The organism is Methanorbis furvi (assembly GCF_032714615.1).
In the GTDB taxonomy this organism is placed as follows: Archaea; Halobacteriota; Methanomicrobia; order Methanomicrobiales; family Methanocorpusculaceae; genus Methanocorpusculum; species Methanocorpusculum furvi.
Window position 1 is genome coordinate 1 of the sequence record NZ_JAWDKA010000011.1, and the last position, 18117, is coordinate 18117.

Here is an 18117-nt window from a genome sequence, read left to right on the forward strand (position 1 = left end):
GTGATGGGGATTATGGAACTTGAAATATATTTAAATTAAATTTCCCTTCCGCAATCACTACATTTGAACTTTGAAACTTCGTAGTTGCCACCGCAAAATGGACATACAGCTTCAGGATTCTTCGAAGCATTATTACGTTTTGACACCGCAAACAAAGCACTACTAAAAAATATATATAATAAACAATACGGAGTCATATTGAGTGGAAGTAAATGTACAAACTCAGCGGTGATAATCCCGGATCCAACACAAATACCGCTCGCGTTCCATTTTTGCATTTTACTAGAGTGATTTTGAAAAAAACTCACAAATTGTATAAAATCCACAATATCACCACTTTAATTGAACACCGCAATGCGGACACGTCGGCGTTCCAGAATTAATTGTTTGTTTGCACACTGGACAAAGGGCTGTTTTTGATGACAAAAGGGCAGCAACTAAAAAACCAACGAATATTCCAGCTACAGCAACTAAAATTCCTTCTGCAATATCGTCAGATTCAGACATAATATAGTAATATTATTTAAATCTAGAAATAGATTCCCAATAAATCTAATTGAACTATCTCAACGCATCACATGATACCAACAAAATATCATTGATTAATTTTCAAAAAAAGAGAGAAAAAGGCATCATAACAATTATCTGACAGAAAATAAGACGTAATATATTTAATTCACACTACTTTACCCCTTACCCACACACCCGCTTTTTCCTCAACAACCGATTATACGTCACCGCAAACCGATGCGCCTCATCACGGATCTCCTGCAGATACATATTCGCCCGTGTCTTTTTTCCAAAGGGCAGCGGGAAAGGAACACCTGACACAAACACCTCCTCCTCACTCTTCGCCAGAGAAATTACCGGCACATCAACCTCCAGCTCATCTAAGACCCGCTTCGCAGACGACAACTGCCCCTTCCCTCCGTCGATTAAAATCAGATCAGGCAGCTCCTTCTCCTCTGAAACCAGCCGCGAGTACCGCCTTCGCACAACCTCAGCCATCGACGAAAAATCATCGATCCCGTCAACCGTCTTAATCCGAAACCTCCGGTAGTTCTTCTTATCAGGCCGACCGTTTCGAAACTGCACCATCGACGCAACCGTATCAGTCCCTGACAGATGCGAAATATCAAAACACTCAATCACCCGCGGAGCATCCGCAAGATGCAGAGCCTTTCGCAGCTCCTCCACCCGAATCTCATCACCGAAATGCACCGTCTCGATATTTTTCTTCGCAAGCTCCAGCAGCTTCGCCTTCTCCCCAATCTTTGGCACCGTCACAACCACCTTTCTTTTTGCAACCGATCCAAGATACAAAGCAAGCCCCTCATCCACAGCTTCTGGCACAATCACCTCCCTTGGAGCAGGATGGTCCGAGTAAAACTGTACCAGAAACTCCTCGAAAAATCCATCCGACTCCTCGAAAATAAACTCCTCGCGCCCCCCGAGCGTCCCCTTATACACATGGAACACCATCAGAAACACCGCCCCCTCAGAAACAATAAAGTGAATCACATCCTCATCATAATCCTTCTGCCTTGATACATACTGCCGGGACGCAAGATGCGTCACCGCAGTAATCACATCCCGGCACCGCATAGCAGCCTCAAACTCCATCGACTCGGCATACCGGTTCATTTCCGCAGTCAGCGAGCTGACCAGCTCCGCAGTCTTTCCCTTCAGCACCGCCTCGGCCTGTGAACACTGGAGAGCGTAGCCCTCGGCAGTCACATGTCCGGCGCAGGGGCCGGTACAGTTTCCGATATGAAACCGCAGACACGCACGATGATTCCTCGGCATACTCTTGCATGACCTGAGACGAAACGTCTTTTTGACCACGGTCAGCACATAATCCCGTTCCTTTCCCGAAACAAACGGTCCGAAAAACTGCCCCGCACCCTTCGCCTTTCTGGCAATCGTAATCCGCGGAAACGCCTCCTTCGTCAGCTCAATGTACGCGTAGCTCTTCGCATCCCGCAGATCGATATTGTACTTCGGATGATGGCGCTTGATCAGACTGTCCTCCAGAAGGTACGCCTCCTCATCAGTGCCGGTAACAATATACTCCATATCCGCAATCGTTTGTACCAGCTTCTGCGTCTTTGGATCATGATCCCGCTTCTGGAAGTATGACGATACCCGTTTTCGCAGATCCTTCGCCTTGCCCACGTAAATGATTCTCCCCGTACTGTCCTTGTAAAGATAACAGCCAGGGCTGTGCGGGACATCAGCAAGAGAGAACGGCGGAGGTACCAGAGTCATTCGCTGAATAATCATTCGGTTGATGAAATTAAATAGTAACTCCTTTCTGCATACAGGGGTGGCAATGCATCAAAGACCCTCGCAGACGAAAACCATTTTTCCTGCAAAAAAATCCTGAATCTGCGCGGAGGAGAATATCATCTCATAAAAAAACGAACTCCTCCATTCCCAAAAAAAATAATCCGCACAAACACCACTGACCCCTATATATGTCAATGCATCATGACAAAAAATAAAACACGAAAAACAAAATTTTCATATAAATATATCGAATGTAACAAAAAAATCATCATAATTTGTCACGATTGATATTGTTTTATTAACTCAAAGAGAATAGTTCAGCATACAACCAGAAACGTTGTAAAATCACAGGTGAAAACTATGGAACCAACAGATACTCTGTCTGTCCTGATAATCGGGGCAGACACCAAATCCGGCAGTGCCTTCGCACGTAACATGCAGGCGCTCATTGATCATCTGAAAAATGATGAAATGAACGTGATCTGTGTCGAAACCTTTGAAGGACTCAAAGACGGATTTATTGCAAATGGTGCAATGGCTGACTGCGTCATGATCGACTGGCAGGCACAGAATGCCAAAGACCTCATCAAAATCATTCGGGAACACAATAAATACGTCAGCATATTCCTGCTCACCGAACCCGGCGACCTCGCCTCGCTCCCGCTTGACGTCTTCTCCACCATCGACGAGTACGCATGGATTCTCGGAGACACTCCCGAGTTCATCGCAGGAAGAGTCAAATCCGCATCCCGCAAATACCGCAAAGCAATTCTTCCCCCGATGTTTGGCGCACTCATAGACTTCTCCGAAGACTACGAGTACTCCTGGCACACTCCGGGCCACACCGCAGGAACGGCGTTTCTCAAATCCCCGATCGGCAAACTTTTCTACGAATTCTACGGAGAACAGACCTTCCGTTCTGACCTCTCAATCTCGGTCGGGGAACTCGGCAGTCTGCTTGACCACTCAGGCCCGATCGGCGAAGCTGAACAGTACGCCGCAAAAGTATTTGGTTCCGACATGACCTTCTTTGTCACCAACGGTACCTCAACCTCAAACCGTGTCGTACAGGGAGCACTCGTAGCGCCAAAAGAAGTCGTGTTCGTCGACAGAAACTGTCACAAATCCCTCGAACAGGCATTTACCCTCGACCACGGCATTCCGGTCTACATGATTCCAACAAGAAACCGGTATGGAATCTTAGGTCCCATTCCACAACATGAAATGGAACCGGAAAATCTTGCAAAGAAACTCTCCGGCCACCCGCTCGGATCCAAAGCAGAAAACAAAACTCCGGTCGTCGCAGTTGTCACCAACTCCACCTATGACGGTGTCTGTTACGATGCAGTACATGCCGAAGAGCTGCTTGGCAAAACGGTCAACACCATCCACTTCGATGAAGCATGGTACGGCTACGCAAAGTTCAACAAAATGTACGCCGGAAGATTCGGCATGCATGACGACAGCCGTCCGGCAGCAGAACGCCCGACCGTCATCACCACGCAGTCCACCCACAAACTGCTTGCCGCACTCTCGCAGGCATCGATGATCCATATCAAAAACGGAAAACAGCCGCTCGAACACGCACTCTTCAACGAGTCGTTCATGATGCATGCATCCACCTCTCCGCAGTACAGCATCATCGCATCCCTTGACGTCTCCTCCAAGATGATGGACATGGGCGGCGACGCACTCATGCAGGAAGCAATCGACGAGGCAGTCAGGTTCCGCCAGATGATGGCACGTGCCTGCGGCGAACTCGATGTCAGCAAACCAGACAACTGGTGGTTCAAAGCATGGCAGCCTGACACGGTCACCATGCCGGACGGCAAGAAAGTCCCGTTCGAGTCGGCAGACCCGAAAGTTCTCGCCCGAACTCCGAGCTGCTGGACCCTCTCACCCGGAGATGTCTGGCACGGTTTCCCGGACATGTCCGAGAACTGGGCAATGCTTGACCCGATCAAGGTCACCATCCTGACACCGGGAATGAACGATGACGGAACCCATGCAGAGTTTGGTATTCCGGCAGCAGTTGTACTTGCCTACCTTGACACAAGGGGAATCATCAACGAAAAGTCCGGAGACTACAACATTCTGTTCCTGTTTTCGATGGGAGTCACCAAAGGAAAGTGGGGAACCCTTATGTCGGCACTGTTCGACTTCAAGCGCCTGTTCGACGCGGACACGCCGCTTGATGTTGTCCTGCCGGACCTGGTCAAATCCCATCCGGAACGCTACGGCGGTATGACGCTGAAGAGTCTGGCAAAAGAGATGCACGAACAGATCAAGTCCACCCGCCAGACCCAGCTTGCCAACGAAGCATGTGCGGTTATGCCGACTCCGGTCATGACGCCGGCAGATGCCCACCGCTACATTGTGAAGGGACAGGTCGAACAGCTGCCTGTCGATAAAATGGCAAACCGTGTTGTTGCAACCGGAGTTGTTCCGTACCCGCCGGGAATTCCCATGCTGATGCCCGGAGAAAATGCAGGAAAAGCTGACGGTCCGATTCTGATGTACCTGAAGACCCTGCAGGACTTCGATCGTAAGTTCCCCGGATTTGCCCATGACACTCATGGAGTAGAGGCAATTGATGGAACGTATTACATCTACTGTTTAAAGGAGTAAATGAATTATGGCTGATTCACCTTCCGCCGCAGGCACCCAATCCGGTGCCCCGGCGAAAAAAATAAGCACCAACAAGAAGCTTGGCGTCATCTCCCTTGCAATGATCAACGTCGCGGCAGTTCTGAGTCTGAGGAACTTCCCGACCATGGCAATGGAAGGATGGAGCATGATCTTCTGGTATGTGTTGTTTACCGTATGTTTCCTGATTCCAACAGCTCTCGTTGCTGCTGAACTTGCCTCTACCTGGCCGAAAGCCGGTGGTATTTACGCCTGGGTAAAGGAGGCATACCCGGGAGATGGTAGTTTTATTACTATCTGGTGTTCCTGGGTGAACAATCTGGTATGGTTCCCAACGGTCGTGTCCTTCTTTGCGGCGACACTCGCGTACGCAATTCTCGCACCTTACCTTGGCGACAACCATCTCTACATGGCAATTGTGATGCTCGCCTGTTTCTGGGGAGTTACTCTGTTTAACTTCGTCAGCACAGCGAGAAGCTCAACCACGCTTTCAACGGTTGGTACCTTCTTTGGTTCGCTGATTCCTATCGGCATCATTGTGGTGCTGATGATCGTCTGGCTTGCACTCGGCAATCCAAACGCTCTTGGTATGCCGACGGTAGAGAATATGCTGCCGTCGATGAATATGAGTACGGTGACCTTTGCGGCAAGTCTTGTTCTGATGTTTGCCGGTATGGAAATGGCCGGATATCATGCACGCGAAACTGAGAATCCGAAGCGTGATTATCCGATTGCAATGTTTATTGCAGCGGCAATCATCTGTATCATGTCGATTCTTGGTACACTCGCTGTCGGTGTTGTTATTCCGATGACCGATGTGAGCCTGAATGCAGGTATTGTACAGACATTCCTCGCGATGTTCACTGCCTTCAATATTGAGTGGCTGATTGTCCCTGTCTCGATTATGATTGCGGTTGGTGTTATCGCTCAGCTGTCTACCTGGGTTGTCGGTCCTGCAAAAGGTCTTCAACCAGCGGCAATGACGGGTGACCTTCCGCCAATTTTCCGCAAGGTGAACAAGCATGGTATGCCAACCGGTGTACTGGTTGTCCAGGCAATTATTTCCTCAATCTTTGCGATCGCAATGATTGCAATCCCGTCCATTAATCAGGGATACTGGGTCTTAACTGCTATGACTTCACTGATTAACGGAGTGATGTACATGTTCCTGTTCGCAGCGTTCATTAAGCTGCGGAGGACAAAGCCTGATGTTGAGCGTCCGTACAAACTGCCGGGAGGAAAGTTCGGTATGTGGCTTGTTGGCGGTGTTGCTCTTGTGACACTGGTCTTTGCCTTCGTGGTCGGACTTCTGCCGGAGACAAACGGTGCGGCATTCGGTCTGAGTGATACGATCATGTATGTGGTCGGTATGCTGGTTGCGGTGCTGGCAATTATTCTTCTGCCGCCAATGATTCTGCGGAAGCTGAAAAAGCCTTCGTGGAAGCCGAGCGACGAGGAGTACAAGGCCTGGCTCGCAGAAGATGGGGAGTGATTGACTCCTCTTCCACCTCTTTTTTTTCGTTTAGATCTGTTTGGAGTAATTTTTTCAATTGAATACGGTTTTGAGATTTTTTGAAACACGAAAATCACGAAATAGAAATTTAATTCGGATGTCTTTTAGAAGAGTAGTAATTATCGCCAACGGTGATGATCTTTTTTGCGATTCGGTAATTTTTTTCATACCTGAGTTCGGCTCTTGAAAAAAATTTTCCATCCCTCTCATTCTCTAAATCGAAGAGTCTTCCAAAGAAGGCAGATGCCTTGGAAAATCGGCTACAAATAGCGGATTATAAACCAGATACGGACGGACATCCCAGGGAATTGCCCGGCTGACGGGAGTCAGGGGAATGGGTTCTGCGACTGATGCTCCGGATACTTCTGTCTGGCATTGAGTGATATAGGTCATACCATAGGGAATCAGGAGATGGGCGGTGGTCTTTTTCACACTGGCAATGAGGAGAAGGTTGAGTGAAGCATTCTGATTCTCAGGGGTTATGGTAACTCCGGTAATCGTTACCGACTCAGGCGGCATTGAGAGCGGAGGAGTATAACCACGCAGATCAGGCAGGGACTCTGAAATGAGATATGATTGTCTGAACGTTGCATCAAGATTTTTCACCGGCAGTGATGTTGATCGGAATGCCAACACAGTACCATTCTCGGTAGTCCTGACTTCAGATATCCAGCCGTCAAACTGCTGAGAGTATATGCTGGCCGGAAACATTGACTCGTTGCACATCTGCGGAAGCGGGACAATAATTTCTACCGGTTCAGTGATATTGGCATCTTCAAGTCCGGTGATTGAAACCGTGTAGAGCTTTTCTCCATTGAAGTAACTGAGGACGGCATATGAACCAAAATACATCCATGCCGGAGCGGTGAGGATGAGAATCACGATAAAAATAATGAGAAGGAGTCGTTTGGGATTCTTCATTCATACTTCCTCTTGCATCGGAAACAGATTTTATTTGTCAGACCGATTTTTCGTACTGCTACTTATGCACGGTAACGAAGATAAATGTATTGAGCATGGAATCATAATGCGAGAGAAAAACGAAACATCATGCAAAGCAAAATACAAAAAATATTTTTCACATGATATTTTTCTACGGAAAAATATTTACAAAAAAAGTTAGAGCGGGAAGGTGACAACTTTGTCGCCGACGACTGTCCCGGAAAAACATCCGTCAAGCAGCGCCTGACAGATGAGTGACGGGTCGCGGCCGTCGATGACGACGAGCGGGATGCCGGAGCGTTCGGTTATTTTTGCGGCAACCAGATCGATCACCATATTGCTGCCGGCACAAAGTTTCTCCTTCATGATCAGATCGATCAGTCCCTGCGGGCTGAGCGTATCGTACTTGGCGGCGCACGGATCCTTCTTCGGGTCGGCAGAGTAGATGCCGTCAATGGCGGTCATATTGATCATCATCGACGATCCGGTTTCCTCCGCAAGACATGCGGCGACCGCGTCAGTAGTCTGGCCCGGTGTAACGCCGCCCATGACAACAATCTTGCCGGTCAGGGCAAACTCCTTTGCTTCCATATACGACTCAGCAACTCTCGGATATGCGTACTCGCCGAGAGCCGAGATGAGAAGCCTTGCATTAATGCGGGTGATTAAAATGCCGAACTCGTCAGCAGATGCCTCGTCAAGTCCGATGTCACGACACACGCTGATATATCTGCGGGCTTCCCCTCCCCCGCCCACAACAGCAAATACCTGATGACCGGCTATTACAAGTTTTTTGAGTGCGTCTGCCCACTCCATCAGCCGATGGGTGTCAAGTGTCGGTACCAGGACCGATCCTCCAACTGAGATTACAACCCGCGTCATGAAAATTCCTTATATATTTGTTCAGTCCTTGCATATATGTTCTATTGGAATGATGCCCGCCGGACAGGCGATGCCTATTAACTTTCGTTGCTCCGCCCACGACTCGCATGCCTTTGGCCTGCGAGTCGTGGGCGGAGCGGCAAAGCGATGGGCGGAGCCGCGAAAACACCCAAAACAAAAAAAAGAAAATATTGAAAATTATTTATTCAGTTTTCTCGGATGCAGGAACGGGCCGGTATAGGTATCGTTGAGAGCCGCATCCGAATTTTTCTTGGTCATAAGACTCACAACAACCATGGTAATAATCGAGAGCGCCAGTGCATAAATTGAGAAGTGCATCGGCAGCTTCTCGACAAACTGGTAGTAGTAGCCAAGACCGATTGCAGAGATAAGACCAACAGCCATACTCGCGATCGCTCCGGCAGCGGTTGCACGTCTCCAGTAAAGTCCTGCAAGGAGCGGAACTGCAAACGAGCAGAGCATCAGACCAATTCCAACCCAGATAAGGAAGGCAAGCATCTCCGGAGGATTGATTGCAAGAATAAGAGAGACAACTGCTGCGATCAGCACACATATCTGGCTGACGAGAACAACCTGCTTTTCACTTGCCTTTGGTTTGAGCATGGTCTTGAAGATGTTCCAGGAGAACTCAGTTCCAACCGTGAGCATCAGCCGGTCGGTTGTTGACATGACTGCGGAAAGAACGATGACCGCAAACAGTCCGGTGATGAAGATGCTCGGGGCTGCTGCCTGAATGCCGTACATGAGGGCGAAGTCCTGGGCATTGGATGATGTGATCATGTCAAGTTTTCCGTCCTCTGCCATGACACGAACGCCCATGCCGGAGAGTTTGACCAGGAACATGATGACAAGATAGATGCCGAACGCAACGAGCGGCGACCACTTGAAGTAGGAGATCTTTTTCGCGGCAAAGACGTTGGACATGATGTGGGGAGCACAGGCAAGTCCGACTATCAATAAAATTCCAAACGAGAACAAGAACTCAGGCGTGCAGTAGGCGTACGAGGCGTAAGCGCTCGGGAATGCGGGCATGACAAGGTTCGGGTCGATTGATGCGAGCACAGTATTAATGTGTTCGAGACCGCCTGCGTAGCTGAGGATGAACGGGGAGACGAGCAGAACGCCGAAGATGAGGATGAGTCCCTGCACGAGTCCGGTCCATGATACTGCGTAAAGTCCGCCGATCACGGTGTAGACGGTGATGATTATTCCTGAGATGAGGAGTGCCTGCCAGTGTTCGATGCCGAACACCCAGATAAGTACGATGCTGATTGCGGTGTACTGGCCAACGAGGTAGACGAGACTGACGGCGATGCTTGCAAGCGCAGAGAGTGCGCGAAGTTCTCGGTTGTTTTCATACCTGACGGCGAAGTAGTCTTCGAGGGTCATGCACCCTTTTTCTCTGCCGATTTTATTGAGTTTGGATCCAAAGAAGATGATACAGAAGACTGCTGCGAGGGGAACGAAGATCTGTTCCCAGATGCCGGGCCAGCCTGAGGTGTAGCCAAATCCGCTGCTGCCGACGAGTGTCATTCCGCTGCATATGGAGCAGACGATTAAGAGGGTGAAGAGCCAGAAGCCGAGGCTTCGTCCGGCAAGCATGTAGTCTTCAGAGTTTTTGATCTTTTTGGAGGCCCAGATGCCGATACCAAGCAGTACGACAAAGTAGACGACGATTAAGGCGAGGGTGATGAATGTGCTTTCCTGAGCAAGGGCCATGGGTTATTCCTCCTCTCCTTTGGGGAAGGTGAGGCCCCAGATGATGAGGAGGATGAAGACGACAACTATTGTACCGCCAACGGCGATGACGGTGATGTCAGGTAATCCAAGAATCATACTATAAGAGTGACACGTGTTGTCATATAACATATTCGGTTTGTGGTGAGGTGGGACGTATGGGGTGCACGCAGCTCCGCCCACGATTCGCATGCCTTTGGCCTGCTCACTGCTTCGCAGGAAAACACAGAAAACACGGAGCTTTCACGGAAAAAATCACGGAGCAGACGTGAACAACACGGAAGTGAATTATTTTAGGATGTTTGTGATGTTTTGTGTTTGAAAATATTCACCAACGAAATAATTTTGTGAAAGTGTTGTTTGTGATGAGGTGAAGTTTTTTTAGTTTTTTTCTTACTACTACTACTATGTACTGTACTTCAAAGTACAGTACAGTGTACTGAAAAGAGGAGTTTATTTTTTTAGAGGAGGGGGTGCCTATTAATTCTTGCCTCCTACGGAAATAAAAACATCACTGAGAGGCGTGAACAACACAGAACCCGAAAACAATTCATTTCCGTGCTGTTCACGTCTGCTCCGTGATGTTTTTCTGTGATATTTCCGTGTGTTCCGCTTTTCCGTGGGCGGAGCTACGAAAACGAATTTATGGGCAAAGCCATGAGGAGAGGAAAACTCAACGATGTTTTCTGCCTGCCAGCACTGCGACGACCCCAAGCCCTCCGAGGATTCCAAGAATCGGGACAGAGGATTTGGTCGGGATTGGAGTCGGGTCCTGCATGCTGCTGGTAAACTGTATGACGACGAATCTGAAGGGAATGGTTTTTTCAAATCCGTTTTGTTTTGCGGTCTGCTGAATGAAGTTCCAGAGATTTATCAGATCTGATCTCTGTGCCGGATCTTCGATGGCGATTTCGATGTACTCGTGCGTGTCAACGCTGGTGAGCCAGCCGTATACACTGAAGGTGGTGTTCATGCTGCCGAAGAGTTCGGCGGCGGTGATGTCACGGACGATGACGCTGCCGTCTGGCGTGGTGTAAGGGAAGTCTTTGAGGGTGAGGGGAGTCTGGTTTTTCCGATGGGAGATTGCGTCGAACACGATGTCTGCGGCAGGTGATCCAAAGAAGGCTTCGGCGGTTTTTCTGTCAGGAGATACGGAGTCGATTTCGTCGCTCACGGAGATGACGCCCGACGCGGGAAGGGTGAGGGTCGCATTCGGGATATCAGAATATTTTTCTTCAGGCACGTAGGGATTGGCGATGAACTGAGTGTTGGCAAATATGGCGGGAATGGTTTTGGTAAATCCGTTCAGTTTTGCGGTCTCCTGAATGAAGTTCCAGGCGTTTTTCAGATCTGCTCGTGATGCAGGATCACCGACTGAGATTTCGATGTACTCATGGGTCTCATAGGATCCACCCCAGCCATATCCGGTAAACGTGGTGTTCATTCTGCTGAACAGATCAGATACCGTAATGTCTCGGACGATAACTCTGTCGTCCGCGGTATGATAGGAGAAATTTTTCAGAGTGAGGGAGAGGATTTCGTTTGGTACTGCCTCAGGAGTGTTTTTCTGAATCAGGGCGTTGAGGATGGCAGTGCCTTCTTCAGAACTCATGAAAGCCTCAGCAGTTTTTTTGTCAGGTGTGGTTGCGTCGATTTCGTCGCTTGCGAAGATGAAGCCATATGCCGGAGGAGTGAACTGATCATTTTCTGCGGCAGAGTCGCTGAGGGCTGTGCAGGGTGAGATGAGAAGAAGGAGGATGAGAGGCAGGAGAAGATATTTTGTTATCATGATACTTCCTTAACCGAAGTGTTCGTGAGAGAACATTTCGTTTGATGGCATGATAGTTTCACGTGAGCCATATATAATAAGTGTGGCCAAACTCTCTTCTTGAAAAAATGATGAGTGAATTTACGTTATCCAGCCGGTGTATGCATAGATGGTGCCGTTCAACTCCAGATATTTTCCTGAGTATGCGGCATGAATCCGGGATGCTTCAGGCTCGGGAACAAACGGTTGCGGATTTCGGAAGTCATTTTTGTTTTCGACCATGTATGCGGCAAGGGCCGGGTTTTCTCCGCGAAGCAGCATGTCAAGTGACGGATATGCGACGAAATCATCTTCAGTGAGATGGATTATTCTTGAATCGTTCGCAGGAATACTGTCTATTTTGGCGAACCGGATGTATCCGAATGTATCCGCAGGGGTCGTGCAGTAGACTGCAATAACTGCGGCTGCGAGAATTACCACTACGATGAGGGCCGCGATGAGATGCTTTTTTTCTAATTTTTTCATAGTATATCACGTGTCGAATTTTTTTGGAGGTCTCTTGAATTTTCAGGGAGGAGAAAACATCGAAGATTTTTTCATGATGCAGAGAAAGTATCCAGTCGGATAATAGACGGCAATGACTGCGGCAGCACAGGAATCCAGCCGGAAACATTTCCGGGAATCTGTTCGATGATTTCTGTGGAATAATGTCCAATCATATTGTTTGGCTGAGTGAAGAGATATCCGTATTTTGAACTGGTCTGATATTCTATCAGGATACTTATGTTCGCAGTCTCATCAGAGAGGGCTTCTGGAATATAAACAAGAGTCGGGCCGATATCTTCCCTGCCAACGTATGTTGGCCTACTGTCATAAGCAGGCAATGATGGATCCAGGGTGGCCACGACTACGCCGGGAGGAAATTTTTCGACCTTGGTATCAGATGGCGATGGGGTGGCGGGACTTTTCATATGCAGGGAGTACGGAGTTGCTGTATCATTCGTCTCCGGAGAAAATTTTAGTCCGGAGAGTCTGGTAACTGGGACTTCACCAACAAACATGCCGGATCTGCCATAGCTTGCATGGATATTTTTGAGCTGGGAGGTTGTTGCGGTGAGAGAAAGCAGAGGACCATACTCGGTACTGACGACGGAACTGTTCCAGCCGTCAAGTTCACGAGTATAGAACGAGTCCGGGAGTGCGGACTGATTATTCATCAACGGTAACGGCAGGAGAATTGTTACGGGAAGACTGCCGGTGCTGATGTTGGCCAGACCGTCCACGTTGATGTGATAGATAATGCTGGCGCTGTTGAGATTAAAGCAGAAACTAAACAGTGTCGGAAGTAAAAAGATGAGCAGGATAATCCCGCACAGCACGCAACAGAAGAGAATTTGTTTTTTGGTGAATTTTATCATGATATTTCCTTTGCCAGAATGTTTGAAAACATCAGGTTTGATGATCTGATAATTTTCTGTGAGGGATTATAATAAATGTGGCCAAACACTCGTTTTGAAAAATAAATTCTGGTTAAATTACAGATCTGTCAACACGGTAGAGTGTACCGTTCCAGGAGACATAGGCTTTGCGGGAGTTGCCGGCATACCAGTAGGGGTCAAGCTGCCACTCTTCGGACGGGAGGACTTTGACGCTGTAGCCGGGAGTGTCGAGGAGGTATGCCCGAAGCACTGTGGATTTTTCCGCGTCTTCACGGGTAATGTTGATTACAGGCAAATTTGGGTCAGGATCAGACACCTGATCAAGGCTGAAGGAGATGTACTGATAATCATGGTTTAATGAATGCTGGTATCCGGCAATGTCATAACGTTCCAGAAATTCAATGAAGCTCATGTTGAGAGTGAGGTTGCGGTATTTGCTGTATCCGTAAGGATAGGCATAGACGAGATAGTCAAAGTAGGTGACGTTGTCTGTTTGGTTCATGAATTGTTTATAATCCATGTATTCTGGATCCTGTATTATTTCCAGAATTTCGATCTCAGTGAAATGGGCTGCCTGTGCCCCAGCTTCACGAACGGGATCGCGTTCAACTGCGGAGAGGTTGAATGCAGTTTCGTTTTCGGTGATGGTTTCGGCAGGCGGCAGGATGCAGCCGGCGGTGAACGCGGCGAGGACTGCGAGGAGGAGAAGCGGGAGCAGGAATTTCATTTGTGTATACCCTATGATTGGTTGAAAATTTGTTGCGGGAATATATAATGAGTGTGGCCAAACACTCACTACACAATATTTTTGAAGAGTGGTAGATTCACAGGCGAACATATTCTCAGTGCTCCTATAAGAAAAGATTGGCCAAGAACTCTCTTTTTGAATTTTTATGATCAGTGTAATTATTCATGAGTCACGATAAGATTGAAGAATAGAGGTCTTGGCCAATCTTTTCATATACTATCATGAAAAAATATAGCCTATTAGGTCTTGTATTGTTCCTGCATCAGCCCACACTGCCGCAGAACTAAACATGAACATTGAGGTGTTCGGACAAAAAGGATCATCGATGGCCAAAACATTTTCGATTGGATGGATAAAAACACAGCATGAAACCCGTATAATGAATGATTACGCATGACAAAACAAGAGAGATACACAGACATTGGCATCATCGTAATCTTACTCTTGATAGTTTTCGTTCCAACCACCATCCTCTTTTTTGCAGATGGTGGACAGATTCGTGGATTCAATGAAGATCAAAATAATCCGGGAAATCCACTGAATACAGATATTGGAGGATATATTTTTGTACCAGTTGAAGAGGATATTGTCCCGATATATGACGATCATGAGATAGTTCAAATTGAACTCTGGCAGATGCCAGTTCGTGACGCACTCCTGATGATAGTCGTTTCTTCGTTCGCCTATATCCCTCCCTCTGTATCAAAAATCATCTCCTTCATCTATCTCACATCCGGCCTCGCCTTCATCATTCTTTACTACAAAATCTCCGGAAAAAAACGCAGCCCCGACTCACGCCGCGAAAAGATCTATCAGTACATCTGTGAGAATCCAGGCAAATCACAACAGCAGATTGCTGACGCAATGCAGATTTCACGCGGCAGTCTCAAATATCATCTCAACAGACTTCAGGACAGTGACGAGATTCATCAAAAAATACATGGCGAGTATCCACGATACTTTCCAAGCCACAAAGGAATCTCTGACAAGGAAAAAGTTCTCCTCTCTCTCATATCCGAAGAAAAAGATCATCTGTTCTATCAGACACTTCTCAATCATCCAGGCATCACCAGAAAAGAACTCGCAACAACTCTCGAAATCTCCGAGGCAACGGTGTCATGGCACCTGAGCAGACTTGATAATTACGAACTTTTCACCACAGAAAAATCCGGCAGAGAGCTGCATTACACGCTCACGCCGGAAACAGTTGCAGCATATCACAAGATTGTGTTAGAGAAACTGCCGGATCAGGACGCAACGCAAAAAAATAAAGAGTAGAGATCTTGGCCAATCTTTTCATATACTATCATGAAAAAATATAGCCGTGAGGCTTTGCAGGCAGTTTTGTTTTTTTGACATTCAGCCGGTATTCAGTAACGATGAAAATGGATGAACGGGCATTAGATGCGGTCATAGTGATAATCCTCATTCTGGCTCTTTTCATTCCGGCAACAACACTTTTTTTCTTGGATGGAGGTGAGATAAAGGGATTTGAAACACCCAATAAATCATCAGAACTCAAGCTAAATCAACCGGTTACGATCGACGGACTGACAATAGAAATTATTTCAGAGAAAATAGAATCGATCGATGACGGAACAGAAATAATCCAGATTGAATTCTGGCAATTGACGCCGCGTCAAATGATAATTCAGATAATCACATATCCAATGGCCTATATTCCGTTGTCGACAGGGAAACTATTATCTTACATTTATCTCGTGTCCGGCCTCGCCTTCGTCATTCTTTACTACAAAATCTCCGGGAAAAAACGCAGCCCTGACTCACGCCGCGAACAAATTTATCAGTATATTTGTAAAAATCCCGGCAAATCACTACAACAGATTGCTGACGCAATGCAGCTTTCACGCAGCAGTCTCAAATATCATCTGAACAGACTTCAGGACAGTGACGAGATTCACCAGAAAATGCATGGCGAGTATCCGCGTTACTTCCCAAGCCACAAAGGAATCTCTGACAAAGAAAAAGTTCTCCTCTCTCTCATATCCGAAGAAAAAGATCATCTGTTCTTTCAGGCACTCCTCAACAATTCCGGCATCACCAGAAAAAAACTTGCAGCAACTCTCGAAATTTCTGAAGCAACGGTGTCATGGCACCTGAGCAGACTTGAAAATTACGAACTTTTCACCACAGAAAAAATCGGCAGAGAGTTGCATTACACGCTCACGCCGGAAACTGTTGCGGCATATCAAAAAATTATGTCGGAGGAGCTGACGGAACAGGATGCGGCGCAAACATGAGGGAGGGGCGGATGAAAAAAAATTCTGAAAAAAATTCTGATAGGATTTATGCGATGCGGTGTCAAAAAAATTTAGTCTGTTTTTTTTCTGAAAAATGTTGATCGGATTAGTGGTGAGTGGGTTTTACTTGAAAAAATCAACCACAGATTCACACAGATTCCAAATTTGCCAATCGCTGTTATCTTGCGTTCGGCCGGGACTCCGGCTAATCGCCTGCGTCCTTTTCGACCTCACTGGATAACAGCTGGCAAATTTTTTTCGGTTTTTTGTTGGAGTGGTGAGTGTAACTTTATCTCACCCAAGCTCTCACATTTTTTCCGAAAATGCAATCTGTGCGAATTTGTAATTGACTTTTCTCCAAACAAAGCCACATGTATCACTCAACAAAAAACCGAAAAAATTTGCCAGTCATTATCCAGTGAGGTCGAAAAGGACGCAGGCGATTGTCCACGTGCTACGCACGTGAGACGTCTCACGAGGTCATAGACCTCGTGGACATTAGCCGGAGTCCCGACCGAACGCAAGATAATGACGATTGGCAAATTTAGAATCTGTGTGAATCCGTGGCGGTTTTTTTCACGAGGCCACACTCACCACTTACCCGATCAACATTTTTCATAATACAAAATATTCGTCGCCGCGTAACTCCTATCTAAAAATATTTTCCTGAGAATTATTTTTCCTGAGAATTATTTTTCCTGAGAATTATTTTCCTGAGAATTATTTTTCCTGAGAATTATTTTTCCTGAGAATTATTTTTTCTGAGAATTATTTTTCTGAGAATTATTTTTCTGAGAATTATTTTTCTGAGAATTATTTTTCTGAGAATTATTTTTCTGAGAATTATTTTTCTGAGAATTATTTTTCTGAGAATTATTTTTCTGAGAATTATTTTTCACTCAGACCACCTGCCCGGCAAAAAAACCATCACCCATCCAGACCAACAGTATCTACATAATGCCACTCTCCACACAAACCAAAGATCAGATCATCTCCCTCCTCGAAAATTATCAGACCGCCTACAACCACCACGACCCAAAAGCCCTCGCAGAAACCCTCGCACAGGACATCATCATGTACGGCTGCCGGACTGAAGAGATAGTCGCAGGCAAAAACGCATTTCTTGCAATGATGGAGAAAAACTTCGCCAGATACAAAACCGGCGGCATCCGTTTTGAAAATCCCGAAGTCAAAGGCGAAGGCGTCATCGCCTGGGTCTCTGCTGGCTGCATCCTTCAGAGCATCACCGGCAGCGGGGCAGTCCACGAAACACCCTCGCGGTTCACCGCAGTACTTCGGGGAACCGGCCATGCATGGGAGATCGTGCAGATTCACATGTCGATAGGATTCCCTTACTGGGAATAACCATCCATTTTTAGAACCAAAACCAGCACCGCCAAAACACTCATTACCCACTCACACTAATTATAGCATAGAAGCAATGCCGGACTATGCAAGCATCAAAGAGAGCGTCCTCAAAAAACTGGAGGAACATCTGCCACAGCTTCGCGAACGTTTCGGCATTGAAACAATCGGAGTCTTCGGCTCGGTAGCACGGGGAGAAGACACGCCTGAGTCTGATATCGATATTCTCTACAAATTCTCCACCCAGACAGTACGCCTCGGGCAGCTCATGGGATTAAAAGACTACCTCGAAGAACTTCTTGGACGAAACGTCGACCTCATCGGCATCAACTGGATAGAACCAACCATCCGTCAAGGTATCGAAAACGAGATGATCCTCTATCAGGCAGAATCAACCGTGGTATGAAATACAAATACCTCTGAGAAATTTTATCTAAAAATACGTAACTTAGTAAATTCTTAAAAATCGCCATTGGCGATTTTTTATTCGCGCTATTCCGAGAAGC

General features: G+C 47.1%; 15 protein-coding genes. 6 read left to right on the forward strand and 9 right to left on the reverse strand.

Translation table 11 applies throughout. The features are described from left to right. Positions 1-330 precede the first annotated feature (330 nt). Positions 331-507, reverse strand: a complete 177-nt coding sequence (locus tag McpAg1_RS08835; protein ID WP_338094949.1) for a hypothetical protein — start codon at positions 505-507, stop codon at positions 331-333. 186 nt (positions 508-693) lie between these two features. Next, entirely contained in the window at positions 694-2268 is a 1575-nt protein-coding gene (uvrC, locus tag McpAg1_RS08840; RefSeq protein WP_338094950.1) for an excinuclease ABC subunit UvrC, read from the reverse strand. A gap of 381 nt (positions 2269-2649) precedes the next feature. Here uvrC and McpAg1_RS08845 point away from each other — a divergent pair, with 381 nt between their 5' ends. Beyond that, positions 2650-4917, forward strand: coding sequence for an Orn/Lys/Arg family decarboxylase (locus tag McpAg1_RS08845; RefSeq protein WP_338094951.1), 2268 nt, complete (start codon positions 2650-2652; stop codon positions 4915-4917). Positions 4918-4924: 7 nt separating this feature from the next. Continuing rightward, on the forward strand, positions 4925-6427 hold the full coding sequence (locus McpAg1_RS08850) for an amino acid permease (protein ID WP_338094952.1): 1503 nt from the start codon (positions 4925-4927) through the stop codon (positions 6425-6427). Between the two features lie 234 nt (positions 6428-6661). Here McpAg1_RS08850 and McpAg1_RS08855 read toward each other — a convergent pair whose 3' ends face one another. The 7 genes from McpAg1_RS08855 to McpAg1_RS08885 all read right to left on the reverse strand — a co-directional run bounded on the left by McpAg1_RS08855 (position 6662) and on the right by McpAg1_RS08885 (position 13964). After that, on the reverse strand, positions 6662-7369 hold the full coding sequence (locus McpAg1_RS08855; RefSeq protein WP_338094953.1) for a hypothetical protein: 708 nt from the start codon (positions 7367-7369) through the stop codon (positions 6662-6664). A gap of 198 nt (positions 7370-7567) precedes the next feature. Next, the gene (pyrH, locus tag McpAg1_RS08860) at positions 7568-8272 is read right to left on the reverse strand and encodes a UMP kinase (RefSeq protein ID WP_338094954.1); all 705 of its coding nucleotides are present in this window, start codon (positions 8270-8272) and stop codon (positions 7568-7570) included. A gap of 198 nt (positions 8273-8470) precedes the next feature. After that, positions 8471-10012, reverse strand: coding sequence for a sodium:solute symporter family protein (locus McpAg1_RS08865; RefSeq protein ID WP_338094955.1), 1542 nt, complete (start codon positions 10010-10012; stop codon positions 8471-8473). Positions 10013-10703: 691 nt separating this feature from the next. Next, positions 10704-11819: a hypothetical protein gene (locus McpAg1_RS08870; RefSeq protein ID WP_338094956.1), complete on the reverse strand. Its 1116-nt coding sequence runs from the start codon at positions 11817-11819 to the stop codon at positions 10704-10706. A gap of 120 nt (positions 11820-11939) precedes the next feature. Then, the gene (locus McpAg1_RS08875; RefSeq protein WP_338094957.1) at positions 11940-12323 is read right to left on the reverse strand and encodes a hypothetical protein; all 384 of its coding nucleotides are present in this window, start codon (positions 12321-12323) and stop codon (positions 11940-11942) included. A gap of 71 nt (positions 12324-12394) precedes the next feature. Beyond that, positions 12395-13216, reverse strand: a complete 822-nt coding sequence (locus McpAg1_RS08880) for a hypothetical protein (protein ID WP_338094958.1) — start codon at positions 13214-13216, stop codon at positions 12395-12397. Positions 13217-13328: 112 nt separating this feature from the next. Next, positions 13329-13964 (reverse strand): hypothetical protein, encoded by a 636-nt coding sequence (locus McpAg1_RS08885; RefSeq protein ID WP_338094959.1) that lies wholly within the window; start codon positions 13962-13964, stop codon positions 13329-13331. Between the two features lie 657 nt (positions 13965-14621). On the opposite strand from McpAg1_RS08885, the gene McpAg1_RS08890 reads away from it, so the two are divergent. From McpAg1_RS08890 to McpAg1_RS08905, 4 genes are all read left to right on the forward strand, one after another. After that, complete coding sequence (locus McpAg1_RS08890) at positions 14622-15263, forward strand: winged helix-turn-helix transcriptional regulator (protein ID WP_338094960.1); 642 nt, start codon at positions 14622-14624, stop codon at positions 15261-15263. Positions 15264-15706: 443 nt separating this feature from the next. Next, on the forward strand, positions 15707-16246 hold the full coding sequence (locus tag McpAg1_RS08895) for a winged helix-turn-helix transcriptional regulator (RefSeq protein WP_338094961.1): 540 nt from the start codon (positions 15707-15709) through the stop codon (positions 16244-16246). A gap of 957 nt (positions 16247-17203) precedes the next feature. Continuing rightward, the gene (locus McpAg1_RS08900; protein WP_338094962.1) at positions 17204-17611 is read left to right on the forward strand and encodes a YybH family protein; all 408 of its coding nucleotides are present in this window, start codon (positions 17204-17206) and stop codon (positions 17609-17611) included. Positions 17612-17687: 76 nt separating this feature from the next. Then, a complete protein-coding gene (locus tag McpAg1_RS08905; protein WP_338094963.1) occupies positions 17688-18017 on the forward strand; it encodes a nucleotidyltransferase family protein in 330 nt (109 codons plus the stop codon). Positions 18018-18117: the final 100 nt, after the last annotated feature.